This window comes from Tardiphaga sp. GW821-FHT12E02, assembly GCF_058807155.1.
The window spans coordinates 4,068,324-4,094,765 of the sequence record NZ_JBXAQK010000001.1 but is presented as its reverse complement, the minus strand read 5'-3'; the positions used below and the strand labels follow the sequence as shown (position 1 = coordinate 4,094,765).

The following is a 26,442-nucleotide window of genomic DNA, read 5'->3' as shown; positions in this document are numbered from 1 at the left end:
GCCTTAACTGGTTGCATTATGAAACCATTCGATCTATTTGGCAATCTGGTTGCAAAAAGCAACCGATTTGGCAGGAGATCATCATGCGTTTGGCGGGCAAGACGGCGCTTATCACCGGCGGCAATAGCGGGATTGGGCTGACGACGGCGAAACTGTTCGTGGCGGAAGGGGCGAAAGTCGCCATCACCGGGCGCGACAAGGCCAGGCTGGACAAGGCGGTTCAGGAGCTCGGCGCTAACGCGATCGGCATTGTCGCTGACGCCACCGATATCGCCGCGACCGAGCGGGCTGTGGCGGAAGCCGTCGCCACATTCGGCAAGCTCGATATCGTGTTCGCCAATGCGGGTATCGCCGGCAACACGCCCGTCGGCGGCACCACGCTCGATGTGTTCGAGGCGGTGCTCAAGACCAATATCACTGCCGTGTTCTTCACCGTGCAGGCCGCCGTCGCGCATCTCAACGACAACGCCTCGATCATCCTCAACGGTTCGGTCATCTCCGTGCTCGGCAATCCCGGCTACTCCGCTTATGCAGCGAGCAAGGCGGGCGTGCGCGCCATGGCGCGAGTGATGGCGTCTGAACTGTCGCCACGTGGTATCCGCGTCAATGTGGTCTCGCCCGGTGCAACCGCAACACCGATCTGGGATCGCGTTGCGCCGACACCTGATGCGTTTAACGCCTTCGAGAAGCGGCTATCGCAAACGATCCCGCTCGGTCGCATGGGCAAGCCCGAGGAAGTGGCAAAGACCGTGCTGTTCCTGGCATCGGACGACTCGTCGAACGTGCAGGGCACAGAGATCTTCGTCGATGGCGGATCGACGGCATCGCCTGCCGGCGCGCCGGCATTTCGAGGCTGACACCTTCAACAACCCAGACGCCAGACATCCGGACGCGCCACGCGGCGCGCCCGGATGATTTGAGTCCGGTTAAGCGGCGCGCAGATCACTCGCCGCCTGCAAGGCGCCTGACACTGCTTTTTCGCGATGTTCGGGACCGGCGCCGATGCCGTCGGCGGCGATGATCTCGAGGTCGGTCACGCCGATGAAGCCGAACAGGCTGCGCAGATAGGTCTCGACATGTTCATAGGCCGCGGCCGGCGCACCGGCGCCGTAGAAATTGCCGCGCGACACCGCGATGATCACGCGTTTGCCGCCCGCCAGGCCTTCAACGCCGGCAGCGCTATATTTGAACGTTTTGCCAGCCACCGTGATGCGATCGATCCAGGCCTTGAGCTGGCTCGGAATGCTGAAATTATACATCGGCGCGCCGATCACCACGACATCGGCCGCAAGGAACTCGTCGAGCGCCGCGGTACCCGCGGCCACTTCCGAGGTGGTTGCGGGATCTGACGGGGCACCCTGCGCTGCGGCGAGATGCGCCCCGGACAGATGGGTAAATGGCGTCGCTGCGACGTCGCGATAGGTCACCGCCAGGCCGGGATTGGCGTCGCTGAGGCGGGCCACGGCGGCAGCCGTGACCTGCCGGCTGACGGAGTTTGGACCGAGCACGCTTGAATCGATGTGGAGAAGTTTCATATCAGTCACCCATGGTATTGGTTTGTAACCAACGCTACATGAGTGACTGTCCGAACCCGCACAAGAAGGCACAATTTTGAAACCCGAGCACACAGATGTGCCCACCCCGGCCCCGCATCAGCACGATCCGGCCCATAGCGACTGCCGCGGCGTCGCATCGGTGCTGTCGCGTGTCGGCGACAAATGGAGCGTGCTGGTGATCATGATGCTGGTGGATGGTCCGCGCCGCTTCAACGAGCTGAAGCGCACGATCGGCGGCATCTCGCAGCGGATGCTGACGCTGACCTTGCGCGGCCTGGAGCGCGACGGCCTGGTCACGCGCACCGTCTATCCAACCATTCCGCCGCGGGTGGATTACGAACTTACCGAGCTCGGCCGCGGACTATCAGAACCGGTGAAGGCCCTCGGCGGCTGGGCGCTGACACATCTGCCGGAAATCACGAGCGCGCGGGAGAAGTTCGACGGCGAGGGCGAGTAAACTCTCCTGTCATCGCCCGGCCTGACCGGGCGATCCAGCACACCCGGAAGCCGCAACGTGTACTGCGTCACCCGATCAAGTCGGGTGACGACAATGATGGGACGGAGTGGTCCACTACACCATCGACACCAGCCCGCCGCCATGCCGCTCCAGCCGTCCCGCAAGCTCCAGCTCCAGCAGCACCACGCGCACCGTTGTGGGTGACACCTTTGCCAGGCGGATCAGATCATCGATGCCGATCGGGCTCGGGCCGAGCAGTCCGATGATGCGGGCGCGGTCGCTGTCGTCGGGCTCGTCGAATGACACGTCATCCTCCGCCTCGCGGCTCGGCAGTTCGATCGGCCGCTCCATGATCGGGGCGACGGCATTGATGACGTCGGCGGCCTCGGTCACCAGCGTCGCGCCCTGCTTGATCAGCCGGTTGGTGCCGGCCGCGCGCGGATCAAGCGGTGAGCCGGGGACGGCGAACACCTCACGGCCTTGCTCTGCCGCCATGCGCGCCGTGATCAGCGAGCCCGAGCGCTCCGCCGCTTCGATCACCACGACGCCGAGGGAAGCGCCGGAGATCAGCCGGTTACGCCGCGGAAAATCCTTCGCGCGCGGCACATGGCCGAGCGGCATTTCCGAAATCGCGCCGCCGAAAGCGAGCAGGTCGAGCAGCAGGTCTTCATGCTCCGGCGGATAGATCCGCTCATGGCCGCCGGCCAGCACGGCGACACTGCCGCCGGCGGCGCTGGCATGATGCGCGGCCTGATCGATGCCGCGGGCGAGGCCAGAGATGATGACGAATTCCGCATCGGCCAGTTCATGCGCCAGCGTCTCGGCGAATTTCAGTCCGGCGCCGGAGGCATTGCGCGAGCCGACGATGGCGATCATCGGCCGCGCCATGGCATCCCGATTGCCGCGCATGCCGAGCAGCGGCGGCGCATCGTCGATCGTGGCGAGCCGCGGCGGATAGCCGACCTCGCCGGGGGCGACCAGCGCGACGCCGATCCGGCGGCCGCGCGCAATCTCCCGGTCCGCGTCCTCCTCGCTGCAGATGCGGCCCGAGCGCATGGCGCCGCCACGGCGGGCGAGGTCCGGCAGGCGCGCCAGCGCAGCGCGTGCACTGCCGAACTGGTTGATCAGCGCGCGAAACGTTCGCGGGCCGACGTTCTCGCTGCGGATCAGGCGCAGCCAGTCGCGCCGCTGCTCATCGCTCAGGCGGATCGCTGCATGCGGTGAATCGATCAAGCTGTGGCCCCCCATCGTGCAGCTTAATCAACTTGCGGGTGCATTCAATTGACATTCGCAGTTAAGGTGCGAGAGTAGGGGTGAGCCCGTCTGGCTTGTGTTCAGTGATGTCGGCAATGCTGTGGGACGCGAACAACTACCAGCGACCGGGCGCGTCGAGCAATGTGGCCGTCGGGCGTGAGTTCGAGGAAGCCGCGCTGCTGTTCTTCCATTCCGAGGGCGTCATGCTGGCGCCGAATTACTCGGTGCCGGTCGGCCATCGCTCCTTCCGCAAGAAGCGCTTCGATCTCGGCAGCGCCAGCCCGCGCATCATCGTGGAGTGCAAGTCGTATACGTGGACGGTGTCGGGCAACGTGCCTTGCGCCAAGATCCGCGGGCTGAACGAGGCGATCCTGCAGTTCAGCGCAGCACCGCGTGACTATCGAAAAATCCTGTTCGCGCTGCGCCACCTGCATCCGCAGTCCCGCGTCAGCCTGATCTCGCATTACATCAAGTGCCACGGCCATCTGGTCGGGCCGGGCGTGGAGATCTGGGAATTCGATCTCGATGCGAAACAGGGCGCGCGGGTGTTTTGAAGGGGACGGATTTCTCAGCCGTAGGACGGGTTGAGCGCAGCGAAAACCCATGCTGTCCGTCGTCGCGGTTGGCTCCGCTGATGGGTTATCGCTCCGGCGCTATCGCGCCTGCGCTCAGCCCATCCTACTTCTTCCCGATCTTGCCTTCGCTGCCGTTCAGCAGCCGCTTGATGTTCTCGCGGTGCATGAACCACAGCAGCACGGTCAGTGCGGCACCCAGGATCGCGAGATGCGGGGCCTTCATGTACCACAGGAACATGGGCGTCAGCGCGCTGGCGGTGAGGGCTGCAAAGGACGAGTAGCGCGAGGTCAGCGCCGTGGCGAGCCAGGCGATGCAGAAGATCAGCGCTGCCGGCCAGAACAGGCCGAGCATCACGCCGATATAGGTGGCGACACCCTTGCCGCCCTTGAAGCCGAGCCAGACCGGGAAGAGATGGCCGAGAAAGGCGGCGACCGCGGCGATCATCGCCGGCGTCGGGCCGCCCAGAATACCCATGATGACGACGGGGATCGTGCCCTTCAGCGCGTCGCAGATCAGCGTGCCGGCGGCGAGGCCCTTGCGGCCGGTGCGCAGCACATTGGTGGCGCCGATATTGCCGGAGCCGATGCCGCGGATGTCTTCGGTGCCGGCCATCTTCGTGATCAGCAGGCCGAATGGGATCGAGCCGAGCAGATATCCGAAAGCGGCGGCGAGGATATAAAGCGGGTTCATGATCGTCCCTTAGACGTGCTCATAGACGGTACGCCCGCCAACGATCGTGCGGATGACGCGGCCGCTGAAACGCGCCTCGTCGAACGGCGTGTTCTTGCATTGCGACTTGAGATCGGCGGGATCGAGCACCCAGGGCACATCCGTGTCGATGACGATGACATCGGCCACCGAGCCCGCGCGCAGCGTGCCGCCGGGCAGGCCGAGCAGTTCGGCGGGGCGGGTGGACATCGCGCGGATGAGCTGCGTGAGGGTGAGCTCGCCATTGTGCAGCAGGCGCAGGCCAGCGGAGAGCATGGTCTCGAGGCCGATGGCGCCAGGTTCGGCTTCGGCGAAGGGGAGGCGCTTGGTCTCGACGTCCTGCGGATTGTGGTCGGACATGATGACGTCGATCAGGCCGGCAGCCACCGCATCCACCAGCGCGCGGCGGTCGTCCTCGACGCGCAGCGGCGGCGACAGTTTCAGATAGGAGCGATATGGCCCGATATCGTTCTCGTTCAGCGTCAGGTGATTGATCGAGGCGGATGCGCTCACGCGCAGGCCGGCATCGCGGGCGCGTTTCAAAATCTCGACGGACTCGGCGCAGCTGATCGACGCCGCGTGATAGCGCCCGCCGGTCAGCGCCACGAGACGCATGTCGCGCTCCAGCATGATGGCTTCGGCGGCGGTGGGGATGCCGGTCAGGCCGAGCCGCGAGGCGCGCTCGCCTTCATTCATCACGCCTTCGCCGACCAGCGCGGGATCTTCGGTGTAATGCACGATCAGCGCATCGAAATCGCGCGCGTAAGTCAGTGCGCGGCGCATCACCTGCGCATTGGTGATGCTCTTGTCGCCGTCCGTGAAGGCCACGGCGCCGGCGGCGCGGAGCAGACCGAATTCGGTCATCTCCTTGCCTTCGAGCCCCTTGGTCAGCGCCGCCATCGGATGGATGTTGACGATCGCGGTGTCGCGCGCGCGACGCAGGACGAAATCCACGGTGGCGGAATTGTCGATCGCCGGTGACGTGTCCGGCTGGCAGATGATGGTGGTGATGCCACCCGCCGCCGCCGCATGGCTGGCGGATGCAAAACTCTCGCGATGGCTGGCGCCGGGCTCGCCGACAAAGGCGCGCATGTCGATCAGGCCGGGAGCGACCACCTTGCCGGCGCAGTTGATGACCTCGGTGCCTTCGGGGACGCCGGCGGTGCCGATGCCGCGCTTGGCATCGCGGATCACGCCATCGACGATGAGGACGTCGCCGGTGCTGTCGAGCGTCTGCGACGGATCGATCAGGCGGGCATTGGCGAGGAGGAGCGGGCGGCGGTTGGTCAGCATGATATCAGCGCCGTTTCGAGATGATGGATTTCAGGATCGTGGTCCAGAACCAGACCGTCAGTGCAAAGGCTCCGGTGATCACCACGAAGATGATCGTGAAGATGATGTTCTGCGTCGTAAATCCCTGTACAGCGAGCATCACGCCGATGAACACCGTGCCGAGGATCGCGACAAATCTCAGTTTCCGCTGCATCAGTCCGACGAGGAATGACAGCAGCGTCTCCATGGCCGTCACGCATTGGGCAGGTTGCGCGCCAGCGCTTCCAGCACCGCCATGCGCACGGCGACACCCATTTCCACCTGTTCGCGGATCAGCGACTGCGCGCCATCTGCCACGAGGCTGTCGATCTCGACGCCGCGATTCATCGGGCCGGGATGCATCACCAGCGCGTCCGGCTTGGCGTAGGACAACTTCTTCTGGTCGAGGCCGAAATATTGAAAATACTCGCCGGAGGACGGCACGAAGGAGCCGTTCATGCGCTCGCGCTGCAGGCGCAACATCATGACGATGTCCGCGCCGTTGAGCCCCTCGCGCATGTCGCGCATGACCTCGACGCCCATCCGCTCGATGCCCGGCGGCAGCAGCGTGGAGGGGCCGACCACGCGGACGCGGGCGCCCATGGTGTTGAGCAGGATGATGTTGGAGCGCGCCACGCGCGAATGCAGCACGTCGCCGCAGATCGCGATCACGAGACCCTCAATCCGGCCCTTGTTGCGGCGGATGGTGAGCGCATCGAGCAGTGCCTGCGTCGGATGCTCATGGGCGCCGTCGCCGGCATTGATCACGGAGCCATCGACTTTTCGCGCCAGCAGCTCGACGGCACCCGAGGCGTGATGGCGCATCACCAGGATGTCGGGATGCATCGCATTCAGCGTCATCGCGGTGTCGATCAGCGTCTCGCCCTTCTTGATGGAGGACGAGGCGACCGACATGTTCATGACGTCGGCGCCGAGCCGCTTGCCGGCAAGCTCGAACGAGGATTGCGTGCGGGTCGAGTTCTCGAAGAACAGATTGATCTGGGTGCGACCGCGCAGCGAGGAGCGCTTTTTATCGACTTGCCGGTTCAGCTCGACATATTCCTCGGACAGGTCGAGGAGGCCGGTGATCTCGGCGGCTTTCAGGCCTTCGATCCCCAGCAGATGCCGGTGCGCGAAGACGAAACTGGATTTGGGGGCGCTGGTCATTAAAGCCAAATGCTATAGGCAGAGTTGCCCGGTGGGGCAAGCGTCGATCGCCCGGTTCCGGGTTATCCCCCGGTGTGTGGGGGTGGTGGTAGAATGGCAATAATTCTCGATCTCCGGCTGTCGCCCCGATCTCCAATTGTCATCCCCGCGAAGGCGGGGATCCAGTAGACACCGCCGCCTCGGTGCCATCGCCGGCCTCGAGCCTACTGGATCGCCCGGTCGAGCCGGGCGACGACAGATTGAGGAGACGAGCCGAAGGCGTCATCCGCCACTTCGGCCACGCTGCTTATTGCGCTAGGCTCACCACCAGAATCCAAACGAGATCCCATGATGACGCAAATGTCTCGATGGTCCGCGCTTTTCAGCCTCGCTCTGCTGCTGTGCTCCACCGCCGCCCACGCCAAGCGCGTGGCGCTCGTCATCGGCAATGACGTCTACACCAACATGCCCGCCGCCCAGCAGTTGCAGAAAGCCGTCAATGACGCCCGCACCATCGGCCGGGCGCTGACCTCCCTCGGCTTCGACGTCACCATCGGCACCAATCTCGGCCGCCAGGCCATGGTGGACCGGCTCTCCGATTTCACCGCCAAGCTCGCGCCGGGCGACACGGCAGCGCTGTTCTTCGCCGGCCACGGCGTCGCCATCGGCGGCGTCAACTATCTGGTCCCCAGCGACGTGCCACCGGTGAATGAGGGGGCCGAAGCCCGTGTCCGCGGCGCTTCGCTGGCGGAGCCGGACATCATCGCGGAAATCCAGGCGAAATCGGTGAGCGTGGCGCTGCTCGTCATCGATGCCTGCCGCGACAATCCGTTTCCGCGCAATGCCGGTCGCTCCATCGGCAGTTCGCGCGGCCTTGCCGATGCGAAACCCGCACGTGGCATTTTCACGATCTACTCCGCCGGCATCGGCCAGACCGCATTGGATCGCCTGACCGACCGCGATCCCGAACCGAATTCCGTCTTCACCCGCATCTTTGCCGAGGAACTGGTGAAGCCGAACCTGCATCTCGGCGACCTCGCCGTGGAAACGCGCGAGCGCGTCGCCGCATTGGCGCTGCGCGCCACCGATCGCGCCGGCAATCCCGCGCCGCATGAGCAAACGCCGGCCTATTACGACCAGACGCTCGGTGGCCGCATCTATCTCGCCGGCACATCGGTGGAGGCGCCGAAGGTGGCGGCTGCTCCGCCGCCGCCACGCACGGATGTCGCTGCGATCGCGCCGAAACAGGCTGAAGTGGAGCGTGCCGCCATTGCGCCGCGGCCGGGTGCACCGAACGAGGTTTGCGCCCTCAACGGCGCCGAGACCTATTGCGTCTCTTCGGTGCTGCCCGGCCAGTTCAACAATGCCTATGGCCCCGCCAATCTGTTCAGCGGCCCGCAGGGTGTCGCATGGGTCGAGGGCCGGTCGGGGCAGGGCGTCGGCGAATGGATCACCGTCGAATTCGATAGCCCGCGCCGCGTCCGCTCTTTTGTGTTCCGCAACGGCTATCAGAAAGACGACGACATCTATCGCAAGAACGGCCGCGTGCGGCGTCTCATACTGCAAACCTCCCACGGGGCGCGCATTCCGCTCGAACTTGACGATCGCTCCGGCGTGCAGACATGGACCCTGACGACGCCGGTGGAAGCGCAATGGCTGAAATTCGTGATCGACGACGTCTATCCCGGCAGCCGCTATACCGACACGGCGCTGAGCAAGCTGACGGTGACTTCGGAGCGCATCCGATGAGGCGGGGGGCGACGCCTGATCGATTGAAAAAAAGGCTAGCAGCGACGCTCGGACACCTCTCCCCACCGGGGAGAGGTCGATCCGGCGAAGCCGGAGCGGGTGAGGGGGGCCACAAACTCCGACGCCAAGATCCCCCTCACCCGAAATCTCCGCTGCGCTCCGATGTCGACCTCTCCCCGGTGGGGAGAGGTGTCTGCGCCCGGCCTGTTCGTTCTAGCTTCGTGGCTCACGCTCTAGCAGTCGTCATCGCAATCTGTGCGCCCGCCTCAGCACAGGCTCTGCCCGATGATTTTGTCTTCCTGCGCGATCTCGATCCCTCCATCCAGCAGGACATCCGTTATGCCGGCGTGAACAATTTCGTTGGCCGCAAGCTCACCGGTTACGACGCCGCCGAATGCGTGGTGAAGCGCTCGGTAGGGCAGGCACTCGCAAAAGTGCAGCAGGAGCTCAAAGCGCAGAACCTGTCGCTCAAGATGCTCGACTGCTACCGCCCGGCACGCGCCTCGCGCGACATGGTGGCGTGGGCACAGGACGGCTTTGAGACGCCGGCGCAGAAGCGCTACAATCCATCCTTCAACAAGGCCGATCTGTTTCGTCTCGGCTATATCGCCGAACGCTCCGGCCATTCCACGGGCGCCGCCGTCGATCTCACGCTGGTCGATCTCCGTGCCCCGGCGTCAGTGCCGTTCGATCCCGCCAAGACTTACGGCAGTTGCATCGCTCCGGAAGCGCAGCGCGCGCCGGAAGCGAGCGTGGACATGGGCACGGGCTATGATTGTTCCGACGCCAAGGCGTGGACGGCCTCGCGTGCCATCAATGCATCGCAGCGTCGCTGGCGCGATATTCTCGTGACGGCGATGCGCAAACAGGGATTTGCGAACTATTCGAAGGAGTGGTGGCACTTCTCGATGCCCGGTGTCGGCACCAAGGCGTATGATTTTCCGATCAGAAAATGAAAGCTCGGTGCCGTAGGATGGGTTGAGCGAAGCGAAAACCCATCGGCCGAACGATGTGGCGGCTCCGCTGATGGGTTTTCGCTCCGGCGCTGCGCGCCTGCGCTCAACCCATCCTACGGCCACGGCGCCTCGTATTGAGGCCCGATCCATCGTAAAATGATTCGCACCACGCTCCCTCTGCCGGAACCTCCCGATGACCTCTGCCACGACAGCAAAACATGCGGTGCTCAACCAGTCGCCGCCGCTCGAAGACGTCAATCTTTTCGAGATCGATCGTCCGCTGGTGGAGGCAGTCGCGTTCAATGACGGGTCGAGTGCCTATATCGACCACGCGGATTTCGGCAAGGCATGGGGCTCGGCTGCCATGGCGGAGCGCGCGCGGCTCGCCAATGAGAACACGCCGAAGCTGCGAACCTTCGACGCGCGGGGCAATCGCCGCGACTGCGTCGAGTTTCATCCGGCCTATCATGAGCTGATGTCGGCGAGCGTCGCTGGCGGCCTCCATAATTCGACCTGGGCCGCAGACGGGAAACCCAAGGGCCGCGCATCCGAAGTCATGCGCGCCGCAAAGTTCTATATGGCTGCGCAGGTCGAGACCGGGCATCTCTGTCCGATCACGATGACGCGCGCCGCCGTCGGCGCACTCTCATCGCAGCCGGACGTGCTGGCGCAGGCGATGCCGGTCATCGGCAGCAGGACGTATGACCCAAGCTTCAAGCCGTGGTTTGAGAAAAGCGGCATGACGCTCGGCATGGGCATGACCGAGCGGCAGGGTGGCACGGATGTCCGTACCAACATGACCATCGCCAAGAGCGATGGCGATGCATTCCAGATCACGGGCCACAAATGGTTCATGTCGGCGCCCATGTGCGACGCCTTCCTCGTGCTGGCGCAGGAGGACAGCGGGCTGAGCTGTTTCTTCATGTCGCGCTTCCGGCCCGATGGTTCGCTCAATGGGTTGAATTTCCAGCGCCTGAAGGACAAGCTCGGCAATCGCTCCAATGCGTCGTCGGAAGTCGAATTCAACGAGGCCTACGCGCTGCGCATCGGCGACGAGGGCAAGGGCATCCGCACCATCATCCAGATGGTGCAACTGACGCGGCAGGATTGCGCCATCGCATCCGCCGGCCTGATGCGCTCGGGTCTCGTGCACGCGCTGCATCACACCCGCCATCGCAGCGTGTTCCAGAAACATCTCGCCGATCAGCCGATGATGCAAAGCGTGCTCGCCGATATGGCGCTGCATGTGGAGGCGACCACCGCGCTGGTGATGCGCCTGTGTCGCGCCTTCGATCAGGCGCCGGAAGATCCGATGGAAGCCGCTTACATGCGCTTCCTCACGCCTGTCGTAAAATACTGGGTCTGCAAATCCGCGCCGGGTTTTCTCTATGAGGCGATGGAGTGCCTCGGCGGCAACGGCTATGTCGAGGAGGGGATCCTCGCACGGCATTATCGCGAGGCGCCGGTCAATGCGATCTGGGAAGGCTCTGGCAATGTCATGTGCCTCGATGTGCTGCGTTCGCTGGCGCGCGAAGGCGATGCGGCGACCGGCGTGCTGCAGGATCTGATGCAGGACACGCACGGTTTGCCCGGCGCATCGGATGTCGCGTCCTTCGTGATCCGCACCTTGTTGCGTCCCGATAGCGAGCGCGCGGCCCGGCAGGCGGTGGAAGCCTTGGCCATGCTGGCGGCGACTGCAGCACTCAACATGATCCATCCGCCGCATGCCGAACTGTTCGCCCGCACGCGGCTCGATGGCCCGCGCAGCATGCTGTTTGGCGCGGCTGATTTTACCGAGGCGCAGGCGCGCGGCCTGCTCGAGCGGGCGTTGCCGCTGTGAGCGCCATCGATACGCCCGCAACGACCGACCTGCCGCCCGCGGCCAAGCCGCCACGCGTCTGGAAATTCTGGGGCACCACGCTGTGGGGCGTGCTTGCTTTCGCCGCCATGTCCATCGGGCAGCTCACGGTGGTCGCCTTCCAGGTGATCAAAAGCGGCGAGCCGATCGATCTCGGTCTGATCGTCAAATCGGTCAGCAGCGGGACCACGGTGGCGCTCTCCGTCATCATGGGATTGCCTGCCGTCTGTCTCGCGCTCTGGCTGGCCATCCGCATCGCGCGAAATTCCTTCACCGATTATCTCGGCCTGCGCGGCACCTCCGGGAAGAACTGGCTGCTCGGCACCGTGGCGCTGATTGTGCTGGTTGGTGCATGGGAAGTGCTGGCCAAACTCACCGGCCATAAATCGGCGCCGGGCTTCATGCTCGATGTCGTGAACTCATCGCGCGCCGATGGAACGTTGTGGCTGCTGGTGATTGCGCTCACCGCCGGCGCCGCTATCACCGAGGAAATACTGGCGCGCGGCTTCCTCTACCGTGGCTGGTCGGAATCATTCTTGCGACCGACAGGCGCCATTGTTGCGTCATCGCTGGTCTGGACCGCGATGCATGCGCAATATTACGATCCGTTCCTGTTCAGCCAGGTCTTCAGCATGGGCCTGCTGTTCGGCTATCTCCGCCATCGCAGCGGCTCGACCTGGCTGACGATCTATCTGCACGCGCTGAACAATCTGGCCGCGACGGTGCAGACGCTGTTGATTGCGAACGGTGTGATCTCGCCGTGAACGCAGGGCGGATGAGCGCAGCGTCATCCGCCGGCGGACTTTGTGGTGGAAACTCCGCGGCGGATGACGGCTTCGCCTCATCCGCCCTACTGTTGCTCGGCGAAGGCGATGAACACCGGCATGGTCAGCACGGCCAGCGCCGTCTGGATCGTCAGCACCTGCGCCAGCATCGGCGCATCGCCGCCCATCTGCCGCGCCAGCACATAGGCATTGGAGGCCGCCGGCACCGAGGCGGCGCAGGCGACCACCGCAAGGCTGGTGCCGGACAGGCCGAAGGCCATACCGAGGCTGATCGCAATCGCCGGCATCACCGCGAGCTTCAGCACGATGGTGATGAGTGCCGCGGCACCGGGCTTGTGCAGGCCTTCGAGATGCAGCCCGGCGCCGACGACGAGCAGGCCCAGCGCCAGCGAGCATCGCCCGAGCGCATCGAGGAATTCATGCGCCGGCCGCGGCATGGGCACCCCCGCGACATTGATGGCGAGGCCGATGATGCAGGCCCAGATCAGCGGGTTCTTGGCGATGGTCTTGAGCAGTGTCGGCCATGCCATTTTCTGCGGCGAGGCGTAATGCGCCAGCACCCATACCGCGAGAATGTTCAGCAGCGGGATCATCGCCACCATGGCGACGGAGGACAGCGTGATGCCGATCTCGCCCCACAGATTGCCGGCGACCGACAGTGCGACAAAAGTCTGCCACCGCGTCGCGCCCTGGAACAGTGAGGTGAAGCTCGGCCCGCTCAACCCGATGGTCCGCGCCAGTATTGGCTTCAGCGCGAGACAGATGAGCGACATCACGATCACCGCCAGCAACAGCGCACCGCCGACACCCGCGATCGGCACCGATTTCAGATTGGCGCGCGCCAGCGTGTCGATGAGGAGGGCGGGGAACAGCACGTAATAAACGAGGTTCTCGACGCCGACCCACATGGGATCCTGTTGCATGATCGACCGCCGCAGCCCGAAGCCGAGCACGATCAGCAGGAAGACCGGAACAAGGGCCGCAAACACGGTCAGCATCGTCAGCGAATATCCGGCGACCGCGACAGCGCCGCGAGGCGATCGAGCGCGCCCTGCAGGATGAAGATCGCCGCATGCTGGTCGATCACTTTTGCCCGCTTGGCGCGGCTGACATCATTGGCGATCAGCTCGCGCTCCACGGCCGCGGTGGACAGCCGCTCGTCCCAGAAGCCGATCGGCATCTCGGTGAGCTGCGCCAGGTTGCGCGCAAAGGCCCGCGTCGATTGCGCCCGCGGTCCTTCGCTGCCGTCCATGTTGATCGGCAGCCCCAGCACGATCCCGCAGATATTCCGCTCGGCGGCGAGCGACAGCAGCCGTGCCGCATCGGCCTTGAACGCCTTGCGCTCCACCGTCTCGACACCGGTGGCCAGACGTCGATCGGGATCGGACACCGCGACGCCGATGGTCTTGGTGCCGAGATCGAGGCCGATCAGCGCACCGCGGGCGGGCAGATGCGCGGCGGCATCGATGAGGGGGAGGATGAGAGCGGGCATGCGCCGCCAATAGCATGGGTTGCGATGGGGTCAAATGTCGCCGCGGGCTCGCCGGGCCGTGAATGGCCGTTGCTGCACTGCCATGCTAAGGCTGGTTCCGACCCGGCAACGACGCGCGGGCCTGTCTCAAGTCTGTCCCACAGTTGCCGCAAGGATGCCGCAACAACGGGCGGCTTTTCTCGCGAAAACAGGTTGTTCTGACATGTGGCCGGACCGTCGTTTGATCGATTTGCTGAAGCTCGAAGCCCCCATCGTGCAGGCGCCAATGGCCGGCGCGCATGACCAGGCGCTGGCGATTGCCGTGGCGCAGGGCGGCGGATTGGGGTCACTGCCTTGCGCGATGATCTCTGCCGACAAGGCGCGCGAGCAGGTGCAGGTGTTCCGCCAGCAGGTCTCGGCGCCGGTCAACCTCAACTACTTTTGCCACGTGCCCGTCGAGGCCGATGCGGCGAGCGAGGCGCGCTGGAAGACGCGGCTCGGCGCCTATTACAGCGAGCATGGCATCGATCCCAACGCGCCGATCAATGCGGCCAACCGCGCGCCATTCGATGAGGCAATGTGTGCGCTGGTGGAAGAGCTGAAGCCCGAAGTGGTCAGCTTCCATTTCGGCCTGCCGGCGCCGGCCTTGCTGAAGCGCGTGAAGGCGGCGGGCGCCGTGGTGCTGGCGTCGGCCACCATCGTGCGTGAGGCGGTCTGGCTCGAACAAAATGGCGCCGACGTGATCATCGCCCAGGGCGCCGATGGCGGTGGCCATCGCGGCATGTTCCTGACCGATGACATCGCCACCCAGCCGGGCACCATGTCGCTGCTGCCGCAGGTGGTCGATGCGGTGAAACTGCCGGTGATCGCGGCCGGCGGTATCGCCGATGGCCGCGGCATCGCCGCAGCTTTCGCGCTCGGCGCGGCGGGGGTGCAGATCGGTACCGCCTATCTGCGCACGCCGGAATCAACGCTCGGCGCACCGAATCGCGCAGCGCTGAAAGCGGCCTCCGACGAGACCACGGTCATCACCAATGTCATGACCGGCCGTCCGGCCCGCGGCGTGATCAACCGCGTGATGCGCGAGGTCGGCCCGGTCTCGCCGGATGCGCCGGCATTTCCGCATGCGGCCACCGCACTTGGCCCGCTGAAGGCGGCGGCGGAGAAGGGCGGCAAGACGGATTTCACCAATCTGTGGGCCGGGCAGGCGGTGCATCTCGGCGGCGAATTGCCGGCCACGGAACTGACGCGGAAACTGGCGAAAGACGGGTTGGCGCGGATGGAAGCACTCCGACCGTAGGGCGGATGAGCGAAGCGTAATCCGCCGGCCGAGTGCATGGGACGAAGAGCGGCGGATTACGCCTTCGGCTCATCCGCCCTGCGGTCCCGGCTCCTGGCCGTGGTTGCGGCGCGAAAGCTCTGTCTGCTATAGGGCAGGCAGATTTCGCCCAGAGGCCCTATATCAATGTCGGTCGATGCTGCCACCGTTCGCCGTATCGCGCATCTCGCGCGCATCGCGGTCAAGGAGGATGAGGTTCCCCATCTGCAGGGCGAGCTGAATGCCATGCTGGCTTTTGTCGAGCAGCTGCAGGAAGTGAATGTGGACGGCGTCGAACCGATGACCTCGGTGATGCCGATGGAGATGAAGAAGCGCATCGACGCCGTCACCGATGGCGAGATCGTGGATCTCATCACCCAGAACGCGCCGGAAGCCGACGATAATTTCTTCCTGGTGCCGAAGGTCGTCGAGTAACAGCGACAGGAAACCGCCATGTGCCTGCTATGCGACGATGAGAAGGCCTACAGCCTCTACATGGATTATCTCGACCAGATGGAACGTCAGGGCGAGATGAAGGATGTGGATGCCGCCATGGACGCCATTCTCGACAAGGTGCAGGCCGAGCAGATCGCCGACGATAAAAAGCGCCGCGCCATGTTCAACGGCGACGCCCCCGAAAACGACAAGACGCTCTCTCCGTTCTTTTGCAGCCCGGTCAATAAATAGATGACAGATCTGACGTCGCTCACGCTCGCCGAGGCCCGCACCGGCCTTGCGGACAAGTCCTTCACGTCGGTCGAACTGACCGATGCGCATCTGAAGGCGATGGAAGCTGCGCGCGTGCTCAATGCCTATGTGCTGGAGACGCCGGACAAGGCCCGCGAGATGGCGCAGGCGGCGGATGCGAAGATCGCAAAGGGCGAGGGCGGTTCGCTCGAAGGCATCCCGCTCGGCATCAAGGACCTGTTCGCCACCAAGGATGTGCGCACCACCGCGTGCTCAAAGATTCTCGGCAATTTCGTTCCGCCTTACGAGTCGACCGTGACCGCGCAGCTGTGGCGCGATGGCGCCGTGATGCTCGGCAAGCTCAACAATGACGAATTCGCCATGGGCTCGGCCAACGAGACCTCGGCTTTCGGCCACGTGATCAATCCGTGGCGCCGCGACGGCTCGGACGTCAACCTCGTGCCCGGCGGTTCGTCCGGCGGTTCGGCTTCGGCCGTCGCTGCGGGGCTCTGCCTCGGCGCCACCGCGACCGACACCGGCGGCTCGATCCGCCAGCCTGCCGCCTTCACCGGCATCGTTGGCCTCAAGCCGACCTATGGCCGCTGCTCGCGCTGGGGTACGGTCGCCTTTGCGTCGTCGCTCGATCAGGCCGGCCCGGTCGCGCGCACCGTGCGCGACACCGCGATCCTGACGCGCTCGATGGCCGGCTACGATCCGAAGGATTCCACCTCGGTGGATCGCGATGTCCCGGACTATGAAGCCGCCATCGGCAAGTCCGTGAAGGGCATGAAGATCGGCATTCCCAAGGAATATCGCATCGATGGCATGCCGGCCGAGATCGAGAAGCTCTGGCAGGATGGCGCGAAGCAGCTCGAGGCCGCCGGCGCCGAGCTCGTCGAAGTCTCACTGCCGCACACGAAGTATGCGCTGCCTGCTTACTACATCGTGGCGCCGGCCGAAGCCTCGTCGAATCTCGCGCGCTATGATGGCGTGCGCTATGGTCTGCGCGTGCCCGGCCGCAACCTCGTCGACATGTATGAGAACACCCGCGCCGAAGGTTTTGGCGCCGAGGTGCGTCGCCGCGTGATGATCGGCACCTATGTGCTCTCCGCCGGCTATTACGACGCCTATTATCTGCGCGCGCAAAAGGTCCGCACGCTGATCAAGCAGGATTTTGAGGACTGTTTTGCCAAAGGCATCCACGCCATCCTGACGCCCGCGACACCGTCCGCCGCTTTCGGCATCGGCGAGAAGGGCGGCGCCGATCCGATCGAGATGTATTTGAACGACATCTTCACGGTCACCGTGAACATGGCGGGCCTGCCGGGCATCGCCGTGCCAGCCGGCAAGGACGCGCAGGGCCTGCCGCTTGGCCTGCAACTGATCGGCCGTCCGTTCGACGAGGAAACGCTGTTCTCGCTCGGTGAAGTGATCGAGCAGGCGTCGGGACGTTTTACGCCGAAGAAGTGGTGGTAGGTTCGTAGCCGTAGGGCGGATGAGCGCAGCGTTATCCGCCGCGGCGTTTCAGCGATCGACCCTGCCGGCGGATGACGCCTTCGGCTCATCCGCCCTACGGCTACGCGTCTTATCCATTCGCTAACCACATCGGCGGTGCGCGGGCACCTGTGGCTTTCGGTTTGCATCAAATTGACAAGCTTTGCGTTAGTTTGCCCGCAATCATTCCCGTCTGCCGTGGGGACGGCCGCATCGCCAGGGATGCGCGAGGGACGTTCGTGAGTGCGATGTCGATGCGGAAGTTGCGTTCGTTTGGGGCGGTTGTGGCGGCCAGTGCGCTGCTGCTGGGGTGCGCCTCGGTTTATAACGAGCCGGTCAATGTGCCGGTCGGCCCTCATGGTCCTACCGACGATCTCGCGTTGAATTTCGCCGATCCCGCCGCGCTTGACGATCTGATGATCGGTCTTGCCTTTTCGGGCGGCGGCACGCGGGCAGCGGCCTATTCTTTCGGTGTGCTGCAGGAGATGGACAACATCCCGATGCCGCGCTCCGGCGACAAGATGGTCGATCGCATCGATTTCATCTCGGGCGTGTCGGGCGGCTCTGTCACGGCAGCCTATTTCGGAATCAAGAAGCGCGCGGCGCTTGCCGATTTCCGCGAACGCTTCCTGCTGCAGAATGCCGAAGCCGGGCTTCAAACTCAGCTCTCGCTCGGCACCATCGGCCGCGCGCTCGGCGGCGGCATCAACGACTCCACTGCCTTCACCAAATGGCTCGATGCCCATCTGTTCGACGGCATCACCTATGGCCAGGCGCGGCAGACCGGCTCGCCCCGGGTGTGGATCAATGCATCCGACATCTACAACCGCGTGCCCTTCGTCTTTGGGGCCACCGCATTCGATGCGATCTGCAGCGACATCGGCAAATTCCCGGTCTCGCAGGCCGTGGCCACGTCGGCGGCCGTGCCGATCGCCTTTGCGCCGGGCGTGGTGCAGGCGTTCCCCGGCAAGTGCAACACGCCGCTGCCGGCCTGGGTGCAGCGCGCCGCGAGCAATCGCAATGCGTCGCCGATGCTGAACAACTATGCCAAGGCGATCATCCGTTATCGCGAAGGTGCCGTGCCCTATATCAAGCTGATGGATGGCGGCCTCGTTGATAACTACGGCGTCGCCGGTTTCACCATCACGCGCGAGTCGTCGGACACACCATATGGCCCGTTGACACCGCAACAGGCTGTCAAGTTGCGGCGCGCGATGTTCCTCGTGGTGGACGCCAAGACCGGCCTGTCCGGCAATTGGGTCAACACGGTGCAGGGGCCGGACGGCATCGAATTGCTCAAGGCCGCGGTGGACACCACCATGGATGCCAGCGTCGGCGCCAACTACACCGCCTTCGACCGCACCATGAAGGACTACCAGTCGTCGCTGGTCGCCTGGCGTTGCGGCCTGTCGGCGGCGCAGCGCGCGAGCTATGGCGCGCGACCGGGCTGGAACTGCCGCGACCTGCAATTCTTCGTGGGCCGCCTCGGCTTCGACCAGCTCGATGGCGAGCGGGCGGCGGTGCTGGAGAGCGTGCCGACGCGCTTCTCGCTGCCGCAGGCGCAGGTGGATGACGTGATCGCGGCGGGCAGGGACACGCTCCGGCAAAGCCCGGTGTTCAAGGCCTTCGTATCGGGAATGTAAGCGGTCTGCATGCAACCTTGATGTGCAATAATTGAGTTGTTAGCTTGATGGTGTCGAGTGGGAGAGTGCCATGAGCCGCTATGAGCCGCTGACCCAGTTTCTGCAGAACCAGCCGGGCCGCGCAGTGCGCCTCAGCTTTGCGCAGATTGAGCAAATCGTCGGTTTCAAACTGCCCGCCGCCGCCCAGCAGGAGCACGCGTGGTGGAGCAATGCGCCGGCGGACGCGGAGGACAAGGCCTGGCTGGCGGCGGGATTTCGCAGCGAGGGGGTCGATCTGGCCGCGGGCGAGCTGACCTTTCGCCGGGATGAGAATGCGGATTTCGCCGAGCCGGATGAATATGTTCAGTCGGGTCGTCATCCCATCTTCGGGTGGGCCAAAGGGATGATCACGGTCGCGCCGGGTGTCGATCTGACGGAGCCAGCGGACCCGGATCTCGCGGATTGGATCGACAAGACGTATGGCCCTGCTCCTTGATACCTGCGCCGCGATCTGGCTTTTTGACGGTCAGCCGATATCCGGCAAAGCTGCCGATGAGATCAATCTCGCAGTGGAAACCGGCGTGCCCGTCTATGTCTCGCCGATCACTGCTTGGGAGGTCGGCTTGTTGGCGTCCCGCGGGCGGATCAATTCTCCGGCCGATCCGCAGCGATGGTTCGACCACATCCAGAAGGCGCCGGGTCTCCGTCTGGCAAAAATATCACCTTCGATTCTGATCTCGTCGTCATTCCTGCCGGGTAAACCGCCGAAAGATCCGGCGGATCGCATTTTTGCGGCCACCGTCCGCGCAAACGGCTGGCAGCTCGTGACGCGTGATCGTCTGTTACTGGACTATGCACGAGCAGGGCATATCGAGGCGGTGGCTTGTTGAGCGCATGCGGGCGGGTTTGCGGAGTTCGGGCTTTTCCCGCGCCGCTTGCCGCTGTAAAACGCCCCCATGAACGCACCTGTCAAAACTTCCAAGCTGCTCAAGGGCGCCACCGGTGACTGGGAAATGGTCATCGGGCTGGAGATCCACGCCCAGGTCACCTCCAAGGCAAAACTGTTTTCCGGCTCGTCCACCGCCTTCGGCGGCGCGCCGAACACGCATGTGTCGCTGGTGGACGCCGCCATGCCGGGCATGCTGCCGGTCATCAATGAGGAATGCGTCCGCCAGGCGGTGCGCACCGGGCTTGGGCTGAACGCGCAGATCAACCTGCGCTCGACCTTCGACCGCAAGAATTACTTCTATCCCGATCTGCCGCAGGGCTATCAGATCAGCCAGTACAAGTCGCCGATCGTGGGCGAGGGCGAGGTCACCATCGAACTCGCCGATGGCAGCACGGCCACTGTCGGCATCGAGCGGCTGCATCTCGAACAGGATGCCGGCAAGCTGGTGCATGACCGTAATCCGTCGAGCACGTCGGTGGACCTCAACCGCTCCGGCGTGGCGCTGATGGAGATCGTGTCCAAGCCCGACATGCGCACCTCCGAACAGGCCCAGGCCTATGTGTCGAAGCTGCGCACCATCCTGCGCTATCTCGGCACCTGCGACGGTGACATGGAGAAGGGCAACCTGCGCGCCGACTGCAATGTCTCGGTCCGCCGGCCGGGCGAGCCGTTCGGCACCCGCTGCGAGATCAAGAACGTCAATTCGATCCGCTTCATCGGCCAGGCCATCGATTACGAGGCGCGGCGCCAGATCGAGATTCTCGAAGACGGCGGCACCATCGATCAGGAGACCCGGCTCTACGACCCGAACAAGGGCGAGACCCGGTCGATGCGCTCGAAGGAAGAGGCGCATGACTATCGGTACTTCCCCGATCCCGATCTGCTGCCGCTCGAGTTCAGCGAGGCATTCGTCGCCGGGTTGAAGGCGGAACTGCCGGAACTGCCTGACGCAAAGAAGGCACGCTTCGTCAGCGCCTTCGGCCTGTCGGATTACGATGCCGCCGTGCTGGTGACCGAACGCGAAAGCGCCGAGTTCTATGAAGCCGTGCTCGACGGCCTCAAGGACAAGGCACGCGACGGCAAGCTGGCCGCCAACTGGGTGATCAACGAATTGTTCGGCCGCCTCAACAAGGAAGGCCAGGACATCGCGGCGTCGCCGGTGTCGTCGGCACAGATGGCCGCCATCATCGACCTGATCGGTGAAGGCGTGATCTCCGGCAAGATCGCCAAGGACCTGTTCGAGATCGTCTGGACCGAAGGCGGCGACCCGCGCGTGCTCGTGGACGAGCGCGGCATGAAGCAGGTCACCGACATGGGCGCCATCGAGAAGGTGGTGGACGACATCATCGCGGCGAACCCGGACAAGGTGGCGCAGGCGCAGGCGAAGCCGGCGCTGATGGGCTGGTTCGTCGGCCAGGTGATGAAGTCGTCGGGCGGCAAGGCCAATCCGCAGGCCGTCAACGATCTCCTGAAGAGCAAGCTCGGGCTCTGAGCTCGGGCGCAGGATGGGTTGAGCGAAGCGATAACCCATCGCGGAGCTTACCGCATCGTTCGGCCGATGGGTTTTCGCTTCGCTCAACCCATCCTACAGACCTCACGGCGTCGCTTCGAGCGGCGCCGTTTTCGTTTCTATCGATGCCGTTCACCGCGCTCGGCGAGAGAATCGAGTCGCGAATCGTGGCGAGTGACGTGACGGAAGAGCGGGTTGTGAGCCTTCGAGAGTAGCTCTCGGCGCGGTTATCCAAAAAATATTTTCGTTGCCGGGTGAACCGACTCGGAGCCGGCGGGAGGCGCTTCCGGTCGCTCCAATCCGATTCGCGGACGCCCGCACTTTGTGTAGTTGTTTGTTAGTTCACCGCGCGCGCGCTCTGGAAAAATAGGCCTGTGCGTCGCACTTGACTTTCGATGATGTAGGTTTTCCGGGTGTTTCTTTCGCCATGCAAAAGCCGCATGAACGCTCCGCACCTGCACGAACAGGCTTGACCGCGGCGACACAGCTTCAACACTTCCTTAAGCAGCCCACTGTTCTTTTGAAATCGTTGGTGTATTCGGAATCGTGTGCATATCGATTCACGACTGCACGCAGCGTTTAAGTCATCTCTTATGGAGGGCAACATGGCTAAGAAGGCAGTGAAGAAAGTCGCTAAGGCGAAGAAGACGGTGAAGAAGGCTGCGAAGACCGCAGTCAAGAAGACCGCCAAGAAGACCAAGAAGGTCGCGAAGAAGGCCGCCAAGAAGAAGTAACTTCTTCTTCTCGGACTACGCCGGCAGCAATGCCGGCGCCGTCGTCGGCGTTACGGCTCCGATCGACGAAAGAGGGTGTCGGCGAGACATCAGGTCGAACGGCTGGATCGGCACTGCGGAGTTCGTCTTCGCATCGGTTCGGCAGAGAAGTCGGTCATGCAGTGATCGGCTTTCCTCTACGGGCGGATCCTTGATCCGCAGTCTCCGGCATGATGCCGGCAGGCATGATCCTGACGTGTTGCCGACGCCCTCGTCTTTTCCGCCGGTGCGGTTGATCCCCGGCGATGATCAAGTTTTCCCATTTCGATAGTGCTGTGCTGTAGGGCGGATGAGCGAAGCTTCATCCGCCGGCCGAGTTCATTGTTGAAACTCCGAGGCGGATGACGCCTACGGCTCATCCGCCCTGCGGCGGAGCCTGTCTTCGCGATGGTTACGCGATCGCCAACCGGCAAGGTAAACCGAAATCCGCAAAATGCAGAAAACCCGCATGAATGCTGGGTTTTCGCGCTCGCATGCGCGCGTGCCGGCTGTCCGCGTTCAGAAACCGTTCATCGCGATGCTTAAACTGCCATTCAAATTTGACCGGCATATTTGCCTCAACACGCCGGACATAACTGGCGGTTGGGGCAAGTCAAACACGGACAGGAGCCGCGCTCGGTTGGGGCGGCAAACATAAAAAAGGAATGAGTGATGTTTCAGGGGCAGATCGATTTCGGGGCGGCAACGCCCGTCACCGACACCGCGATCCAGGACGTGCTGTTCGAGCGCGGCATGTATTGGTCGAGCGGCCGCGCCGGGATCGTTGATCTCGTGGCTGCGCATAAATGGTTCAATCTCGCAGCGCTCAAGGGCCGGGTCGATGCGATCCCGATGCGCCGCGAAGTCGCCGACATGATGTCGGATGTCGAGATCGCCACCGCGCAGCGCGATGCCCGCGCCTGGATGGTGACCGCGCACTAATCGTCCGACTTGCTGCTCACGGCGGTGACGACCGGCTTGTCAAACACCGCCTTGCAGCCGCTGCTGAGACTGGCCTTCTGCTTGCGCATGCAGATGGTGATCTCCTCCACATTCGGGATCGCCGAACTGCACAGCCGGAACGCATCGCCGGTGCAGAGCCGTCGTTGTTCGGAGCTGAAGGTCTGAGCCGAGGCGAGGGCCGTTGAGGCCGTCATCATGAGAGTGGCGAGCAGCGCGATACGTCCGATGGTCGTGGTGGCCTGCGTGGACATGATGTCCTCCCCGGTGTGTGATGGTCACACCCAGTCGTCGCGGCCCGCAGAAACCGGGTTCGAAGCCGCTCCACATTTTTTCCTCAATTCGGTCATGGGCAGGCGCATCGCCATGCCGCACTGCGTCACGGGCTTGTGACGCGCAGCTTGCTTGTAACAAGCGCCAGCCACCCAATGTCCTGTGTGTCACCTCTCCACAGAGACCGGTCGGCCTCTCAACACAAGGACATCATCATGTCGATCAAGACCCTCTCGCTGCGCGCCGGCGCGCTTGCGCTTTTCGCCACCTTTGCTGTCGCCGCCACCGGGCCGGCTTCGGCTGCGCCTGCCAAGACCGCGTCCGTCAGCGCGTCGGCGACTGATCTGAGTGCGGCACGCCGTCATCATCAGGCGCAGCGCAAATCGGTACGCAACGCCTATGGCGCCTATGTCGGAGGAGCATCCGCCGGCCCGTCGCAGACCTGGAGCAATTACGGCTACGGCAGCGGCGACAACGCCCGTAACCAGACCTGGTAACGCGGCAGCGCGCGGGACGTGATGTGCCGATGGGCCGACATCGCGTCCGCGTCGCCGGACAAGGGGAGGGGCGTGATGTCTCCCGTCATTGGCAGATCTGTAGTCGGGTGATGTGACGCTTGGCGCTGAATCCAGGCAAGCGTTGCGCCACCGCGCACCAAGCCCGCCGTTCGAGAGCGGCACGCAAATTTCAAATGTTTGCTGGACAATGAGGGCGCCACTTTCAGAGTGGCGGAGCCGGAGGGATTCGAACCCTCGATACCCTTTAACAGGTATGCCGCTTTAGCAAAGCGGTGCCTTCAGCCACTCGGCCACAGCTCCATCATGGCTGCATATGCCCGACAGCGCCGTGAGCCGCAAGCACCAGATCGCATCTCGTGCAGCTGTGCAGATAATTTTCCCGTCAGAGCCGGCGCGATACACACTTCTATATATGTCCAGCCCATCGGCGAGCCTGCGCGCCCGGCGAAAACGCGCGCATGGCGCCGGCAGCCGCGTGAGCGGCGCCCGAATCTCCTCGATTCGGGACTTGCTGGCGCCCGATATGGGTGTTTTCCGAGAACAATAGCGCCGCACACGTTGCGCGCGATGTTTGTGACATGATTTTTGCAATGTTGAATTAGCTAAATAAATCAGTTGCTTGGTCGAATTGTGCAATCACAAGCGCGTGTGATTTACGCAACACCTTGGCGCAAATGGCCGAAGCAGGGCGGTTTCGAGGCGTTCCATTGTTGCGAAGCGGCAAGCCATAGGGGATGTTCCTGGTGCGACGGAGGGGGGCATCCCGAGGTCGTCCCGTACTGATGATGGATTCGAGCCGCGGGCATGTGGCTTGGATCAGGAGTCTCGGCGCGGGTTGTCAGGGATCTAGGAACTTGTCTTCAGGGTGCATACGCGCCCCGTGACGGAACCTTCCCTTTAGCAACTTGGAGGTTACATGAAGACGATTAAGGGCCTTATCCTGGGCTCCGCAGCGGGCATCCTCGCTGTTGGTGGCGCTCAGGCAGCCGATCTTCCCGTCAAGGCCAAGGCCGTTGAATACGTGAAGGTCTGCTCTCTCTACGGCGCCGGTTTCTACTACATCCCGGGCACCGATACCTGCGTCAAGATCGGTGGTGCGATCCGTATCGACACCTCGTTCAACGCCAACAACTACGACACCCCGTTCTGGCAGGGTGGCGCTGGTGGCGCCGGCGCATGGACGCAGGACTATTACATCACCCGTCAGCGTATCAACCTGACCACCGACACCCGCACCGCCACCGAATACGGCGTTGTCCGCACCTATGCGAACATCCAGTTCGACTTCTCGCAGAACCGTGAATCGATCGCTGGCGGCTTCACCGAAGTCGACTACGCCTTCATCCAGTTCGCCGGCTTCACCTTCGGTAAGGCCGTCTCGCAGTTCGACCCGCAGTGGGCTCTCTCGAAGCCGACCATCTCGTCGGGCTTCATGGCCGGTTCGAACAACACGACCGGTATCCCGCAGCTCGCCTACACCGCTTCGTTCGGTAACGGCGTGTCGGGCACCATCTCGCTCGAAAACGCCTCGCCCTACCGCAACGCCGGTCTCTACAACAACGGTCTGGCCCTTGTTGGCCCGTTCGGCGCCAGCGGCAACACCGGTGCCTACGGCGCGACGTCGAACACCTTCGCGGGTAACTCGTACGGCGGCAACCACATTCCGGACATCGTCGGCAACCTGCGCCTCGATCAGGCTTGGGGTTCGCTGCACTTCGGTGCTGCGATGCACACGATCACCCCGGGTTTCTACGCCGGCAGCACTGCGCATCCGGATGACTCCTACGGCTTCGCCGTCAACGGCGCTGTCGAGTTCAAGAACCTCCCGACCGGCGCTGGCGACAGCCTGAAGCTCGAAGCCAGCTACGGCAAGGGCGCGGCCAAGTACGCCATCGCTGGCGGCACCACCGACACCTCGGGCGGCGGTCGTTTTGCCAAGGTTTCCGGCGACTCGATGGCTTTCGGCTACGTGCTTGACGGCATTTACGGCACGAATGGCCAGATCGAGCAGAGCGAAGCCTGGTCGGTCGTCGGTTACTTCGAGCACTACTGGAACCCGGCCTGGCGCACCTCGCTCTGGGGCAGCTACAGCAGCATCTCGTATGGTGACGGCGGCAACGCGCTGCTAGCCGCTGCCTTCGCTCCGGGTCGCACGATTCCGGGTTCGAACAACGGCTCGCTCGTCGGTTCGACCAACAACTTCGACTTCGGCATCGCCCAGATCGGTACCCGTACCGCCTGGACCCCGGTCAAGAACCTGACCCTGTCGGCCGAATTCACCTACACCCGCCTCGAGCAGAACCTGGGTGGCATTGTGACCGGTGCGACCGTTCCGGGCCGTGCAGCCCAGAGCTACTCGGTCAGCGACCAGAACCTGTACAACGGTTCGGTTCAGATCCTGCGCTCGTTCTAATATCGAACGCCTCACGGCAATCGATATCTGAATACAAGACCCCCGGCAGGCAACTGCCGGGGGTTTTTGTTTGTAGGGACGTGATGACTGCGGCAGCTGAGCCGTGAGCTTTTGTTTGT

28 protein-coding genes and 1 tRNA gene are annotated in these 26,442 nt (G+C 63.7%); 19 read left to right on the top strand and 10 right to left on the bottom strand.

Annotated features, from left to right (window positions below; translation table 11 throughout):
- Positions 1 to 83 precede the first annotated feature (83 nt).
- Positions 84 to 857 (top strand): SDR family oxidoreductase, encoded by a 774-nt coding sequence (locus tag AC1RQ5_RS19385; RefSeq protein WP_493201091.1) that lies wholly within the window; start codon positions 84 to 86, stop codon positions 855 to 857.
- A gap of 69 nt (positions 858 to 926) precedes the next feature.
- Here the strand turns inward: AC1RQ5_RS19385 and AC1RQ5_RS19380 are convergent, their stop codons facing one another.
- The gene (locus AC1RQ5_RS19380; protein ID WP_493201089.1) at positions 927 to 1,535 is read right to left on the bottom strand and encodes an FMN-dependent NADH-azoreductase; all 609 of its coding nucleotides are present in this window, start codon (positions 1,533 to 1,535) and stop codon (positions 927 to 929) included.
- Positions 1,536 to 1,611: 76 nt separating this feature from the next.
- Between AC1RQ5_RS19380 and AC1RQ5_RS19375 the strand changes: the two genes are divergently transcribed.
- The gene (locus tag AC1RQ5_RS19375; protein ID WP_493201087.1) at positions 1,612 to 2,013 is read left to right on the top strand and encodes a winged helix-turn-helix transcriptional regulator; all 402 of its coding nucleotides are present in this window, start codon (positions 1,612 to 1,614) and stop codon (positions 2,011 to 2,013) included.
- Positions 2,014 to 2,127: 114 nt separating this feature from the next.
- Here the strand turns inward: AC1RQ5_RS19375 and dprA are convergent, their stop codons facing one another.
- Entirely contained in the window at positions 2,128 to 3,243 is a 1,116-nt protein-coding gene (dprA, locus tag AC1RQ5_RS19370) for a DNA-processing protein DprA (RefSeq protein WP_493203479.1), read from the bottom strand.
- 119 nt (positions 3,244 to 3,362) lie between these two features.
- Between dprA and AC1RQ5_RS19365 the strand changes: the two genes are divergently transcribed.
- Positions 3,363 to 3,821, top strand: a complete 459-nt coding sequence (locus AC1RQ5_RS19365; protein WP_493201085.1) for a hypothetical protein — start codon at positions 3,363 to 3,365, stop codon at positions 3,819 to 3,821.
- A 124-nt stretch (positions 3,822 to 3,945) separates the two neighbouring features.
- Here the strand turns inward: AC1RQ5_RS19365 and plsY are convergent, their stop codons facing one another.
- From plsY to AC1RQ5_RS19345, 4 genes are read right to left on the bottom strand one after another with little or no spacing between them, the layout of a single operon-like run.
- Entirely contained in the window at positions 3,946 to 4,536 is a 591-nt protein-coding gene (gene plsY, locus AC1RQ5_RS19360) for a glycerol-3-phosphate 1-O-acyltransferase PlsY (protein WP_493203478.1), read from the bottom strand.
- A gap of 6 nt (positions 4,537 to 4,542) precedes the next feature.
- Positions 4,543 to 5,844 (bottom strand): dihydroorotase, encoded by a 1,302-nt coding sequence (locus AC1RQ5_RS19355; RefSeq protein ID WP_493201084.1) that lies wholly within the window; start codon positions 5,842 to 5,844, stop codon positions 4,543 to 4,545.
- A 4-nt stretch (positions 5,845 to 5,848) separates the two neighbouring features.
- Positions 5,849 to 6,070 (bottom strand): hypothetical protein, encoded by a 222-nt coding sequence (locus tag AC1RQ5_RS19350; protein ID WP_493201082.1) that lies wholly within the window; start codon positions 6,068 to 6,070, stop codon positions 5,849 to 5,851.
- Between the two features lie 5 nt (positions 6,071 to 6,075).
- Positions 6,076 to 7,029 carry an aspartate carbamoyltransferase catalytic subunit gene (locus AC1RQ5_RS19345; RefSeq protein WP_398480564.1) on the bottom strand — a complete coding sequence of 318 codons (954 nt, stop codon included), beginning with the start codon at positions 7,027 to 7,029 and terminating at the stop codon, positions 6,076 to 6,078.
- Positions 7,030 to 7,368: 339 nt separating this feature from the next.
- On the opposite strand from AC1RQ5_RS19345, the gene AC1RQ5_RS19340 reads away from it, so the two are divergent.
- The 4 genes from AC1RQ5_RS19340 to AC1RQ5_RS19325 all read left to right on the top strand — a co-directional run bounded on the left by AC1RQ5_RS19340 (position 7,369) and on the right by AC1RQ5_RS19325 (position 12,335).
- On the top strand, positions 7,369 to 8,757 hold the full coding sequence (locus AC1RQ5_RS19340; RefSeq protein WP_493201079.1) for an NADase-type glycan-binding domain-containing protein: 1,389 nt from the start codon (positions 7,369 to 7,371) through the stop codon (positions 8,755 to 8,757).
- A gap of 221 nt (positions 8,758 to 8,978) precedes the next feature.
- Positions 8,979 to 9,713, top strand: a complete 735-nt coding sequence (locus tag AC1RQ5_RS19335; RefSeq protein WP_493201077.1) for a M15 family metallopeptidase — start codon at positions 8,979 to 8,981, stop codon at positions 9,711 to 9,713.
- 193 nt (positions 9,714 to 9,906) lie between these two features.
- Positions 9,907 to 11,553 (top strand): acyl-CoA dehydrogenase family protein, encoded by a 1,647-nt coding sequence (locus AC1RQ5_RS19330; protein ID WP_493201076.1) that lies wholly within the window; start codon positions 9,907 to 9,909, stop codon positions 11,551 to 11,553.
- Positions 11,550 to 12,335 (top strand): CPBP family intramembrane glutamic endopeptidase, encoded by a 786-nt coding sequence (locus AC1RQ5_RS19325; RefSeq protein WP_493201074.1) that lies wholly within the window; start codon positions 11,550 to 11,552, stop codon positions 12,333 to 12,335. The genes AC1RQ5_RS19330 and AC1RQ5_RS19325 overlap by 4 nt, the downstream gene beginning before the upstream one ends.
- Positions 12,336 to 12,421: 86 nt before the next feature.
- On the opposite strand, the gene AC1RQ5_RS19320 is transcribed toward AC1RQ5_RS19325, so the two are convergent.
- Positions 12,422 to 13,354, bottom strand: coding sequence for an AEC family transporter (locus AC1RQ5_RS19320; protein ID WP_493201072.1), 933 nt, complete (start codon positions 13,352 to 13,354; stop codon positions 12,422 to 12,424).
- Between the two features lie 2 nt (positions 13,355 to 13,356).
- Entirely contained in the window at positions 13,357 to 13,848 is a 492-nt protein-coding gene (ruvX, locus tag AC1RQ5_RS19315; protein WP_398480575.1) for a Holliday junction resolvase RuvX, read from the bottom strand.
- 202 nt (positions 13,849 to 14,050) lie between these two features.
- Between ruvX and AC1RQ5_RS19310 the strand changes: the two genes are divergently transcribed.
- From AC1RQ5_RS19310 to AC1RQ5_RS19265, 10 genes are all read left to right on the top strand, one after another.
- Positions 14,051 to 15,127, top strand: coding sequence for an NAD(P)H-dependent flavin oxidoreductase (locus tag AC1RQ5_RS19310; RefSeq protein ID WP_493201069.1), 1,077 nt, complete (start codon positions 14,051 to 14,053; stop codon positions 15,125 to 15,127).
- Between the two features lie 165 nt (positions 15,128 to 15,292).
- Positions 15,293 to 15,580, top strand: a complete 288-nt coding sequence (gatC, locus tag AC1RQ5_RS19305; RefSeq protein WP_493201067.1) for an Asp-tRNA(Asn)/Glu-tRNA(Gln) amidotransferase subunit GatC — start codon at positions 15,293 to 15,295, stop codon at positions 15,578 to 15,580.
- Positions 15,581 to 15,598: 18 nt separating this feature from the next.
- Entirely contained in the window at positions 15,599 to 15,832 is a 234-nt protein-coding gene (locus tag AC1RQ5_RS19300) for a hypothetical protein (RefSeq protein WP_398480581.1), read from the top strand.
- Complete coding sequence (gene gatA / locus AC1RQ5_RS19295) at positions 15,833 to 17,308, top strand: Asp-tRNA(Asn)/Glu-tRNA(Gln) amidotransferase subunit GatA (protein ID WP_493201065.1); 1,476 nt, start codon at positions 15,833 to 15,835, stop codon at positions 17,306 to 17,308.
- Between the two features lie 266 nt (positions 17,309 to 17,574).
- Positions 17,575 to 18,969 (top strand): patatin-like phospholipase family protein, encoded by a 1,395-nt coding sequence (locus AC1RQ5_RS19290; RefSeq protein WP_493203476.1) that lies wholly within the window; start codon positions 17,575 to 17,577, stop codon positions 18,967 to 18,969.
- Positions 18,970 to 19,039: 70 nt separating this feature from the next.
- Positions 19,040 to 19,444 (top strand): DUF7662 domain-containing protein, encoded by a 405-nt coding sequence (locus tag AC1RQ5_RS19285; RefSeq protein ID WP_493201063.1) that lies wholly within the window; start codon positions 19,040 to 19,042, stop codon positions 19,442 to 19,444.
- A complete protein-coding gene (locus AC1RQ5_RS19280; RefSeq protein ID WP_493201061.1) occupies positions 19,428 to 19,838 on the top strand; it encodes a type II toxin-antitoxin system VapC family toxin in 411 nt (136 codons plus the stop codon). Before AC1RQ5_RS19285 ends, AC1RQ5_RS19280 begins: the two co-directional genes overlap by 17 nt.
- Positions 19,839 to 19,904: 66 nt before the next feature.
- Positions 19,905 to 21,389: an Asp-tRNA(Asn)/Glu-tRNA(Gln) amidotransferase subunit GatB gene (gene gatB, locus AC1RQ5_RS19275; protein ID WP_493201059.1), complete on the top strand. Its 1,485-nt coding sequence runs from the start codon at positions 19,905 to 19,907 to the stop codon at positions 21,387 to 21,389.
- A 623-nt stretch (positions 21,390 to 22,012) separates the two neighbouring features.
- Positions 22,013 to 22,141 (top strand): hypothetical protein, encoded by a 129-nt coding sequence (locus tag AC1RQ5_RS19270; RefSeq protein ID WP_256438169.1) that lies wholly within the window; start codon positions 22,013 to 22,015, stop codon positions 22,139 to 22,141.
- A 690-nt stretch (positions 22,142 to 22,831) separates the two neighbouring features.
- Positions 22,832 to 23,101 carry a hypothetical protein gene (locus AC1RQ5_RS19265; RefSeq protein ID WP_493201057.1) on the top strand — a complete coding sequence of 90 codons (270 nt, stop codon included), beginning with the start codon at positions 22,832 to 22,834 and terminating at the stop codon, positions 23,099 to 23,101.
- On the opposite strand, the gene AC1RQ5_RS19260 is transcribed toward AC1RQ5_RS19265, so the two are convergent.
- Entirely contained in the window at positions 23,098 to 23,373 is a 276-nt protein-coding gene (locus AC1RQ5_RS19260) for a hypothetical protein (protein WP_493201055.1), read from the bottom strand. The two genes, AC1RQ5_RS19265 and AC1RQ5_RS19260, sit on opposite strands and share 4 nt — an antisense overlap.
- A 234-nt stretch (positions 23,374 to 23,607) precedes the next feature.
- Here AC1RQ5_RS19260 and AC1RQ5_RS19255 point away from each other — a divergent pair, with 234 nt between their 5' ends.
- Positions 23,608 to 23,889 carry a hypothetical protein gene (locus tag AC1RQ5_RS19255; protein WP_493201053.1) on the top strand — a complete coding sequence of 94 codons (282 nt, stop codon included), beginning with the start codon at positions 23,608 to 23,610 and terminating at the stop codon, positions 23,887 to 23,889.
- A gap of 229 nt (positions 23,890 to 24,118) precedes the next feature.
- Here AC1RQ5_RS19255 and AC1RQ5_RS19250 read toward each other — a convergent pair.
- A tRNA-Ser gene (locus tag AC1RQ5_RS19250) sits at positions 24,119 to 24,210 on the bottom strand.
- A 616-nt stretch (positions 24,211 to 24,826) separates the two neighbouring features.
- Here AC1RQ5_RS19250 and AC1RQ5_RS19245 point away from each other — a divergent pair.
- Complete coding sequence (locus AC1RQ5_RS19245) at positions 24,827 to 26,323, top strand: porin (RefSeq protein WP_398480597.1); 1,497 nt, start codon at positions 24,827 to 24,829, stop codon at positions 26,321 to 26,323.
- Positions 26,324 to 26,442 lie beyond the last annotated feature (119 nt).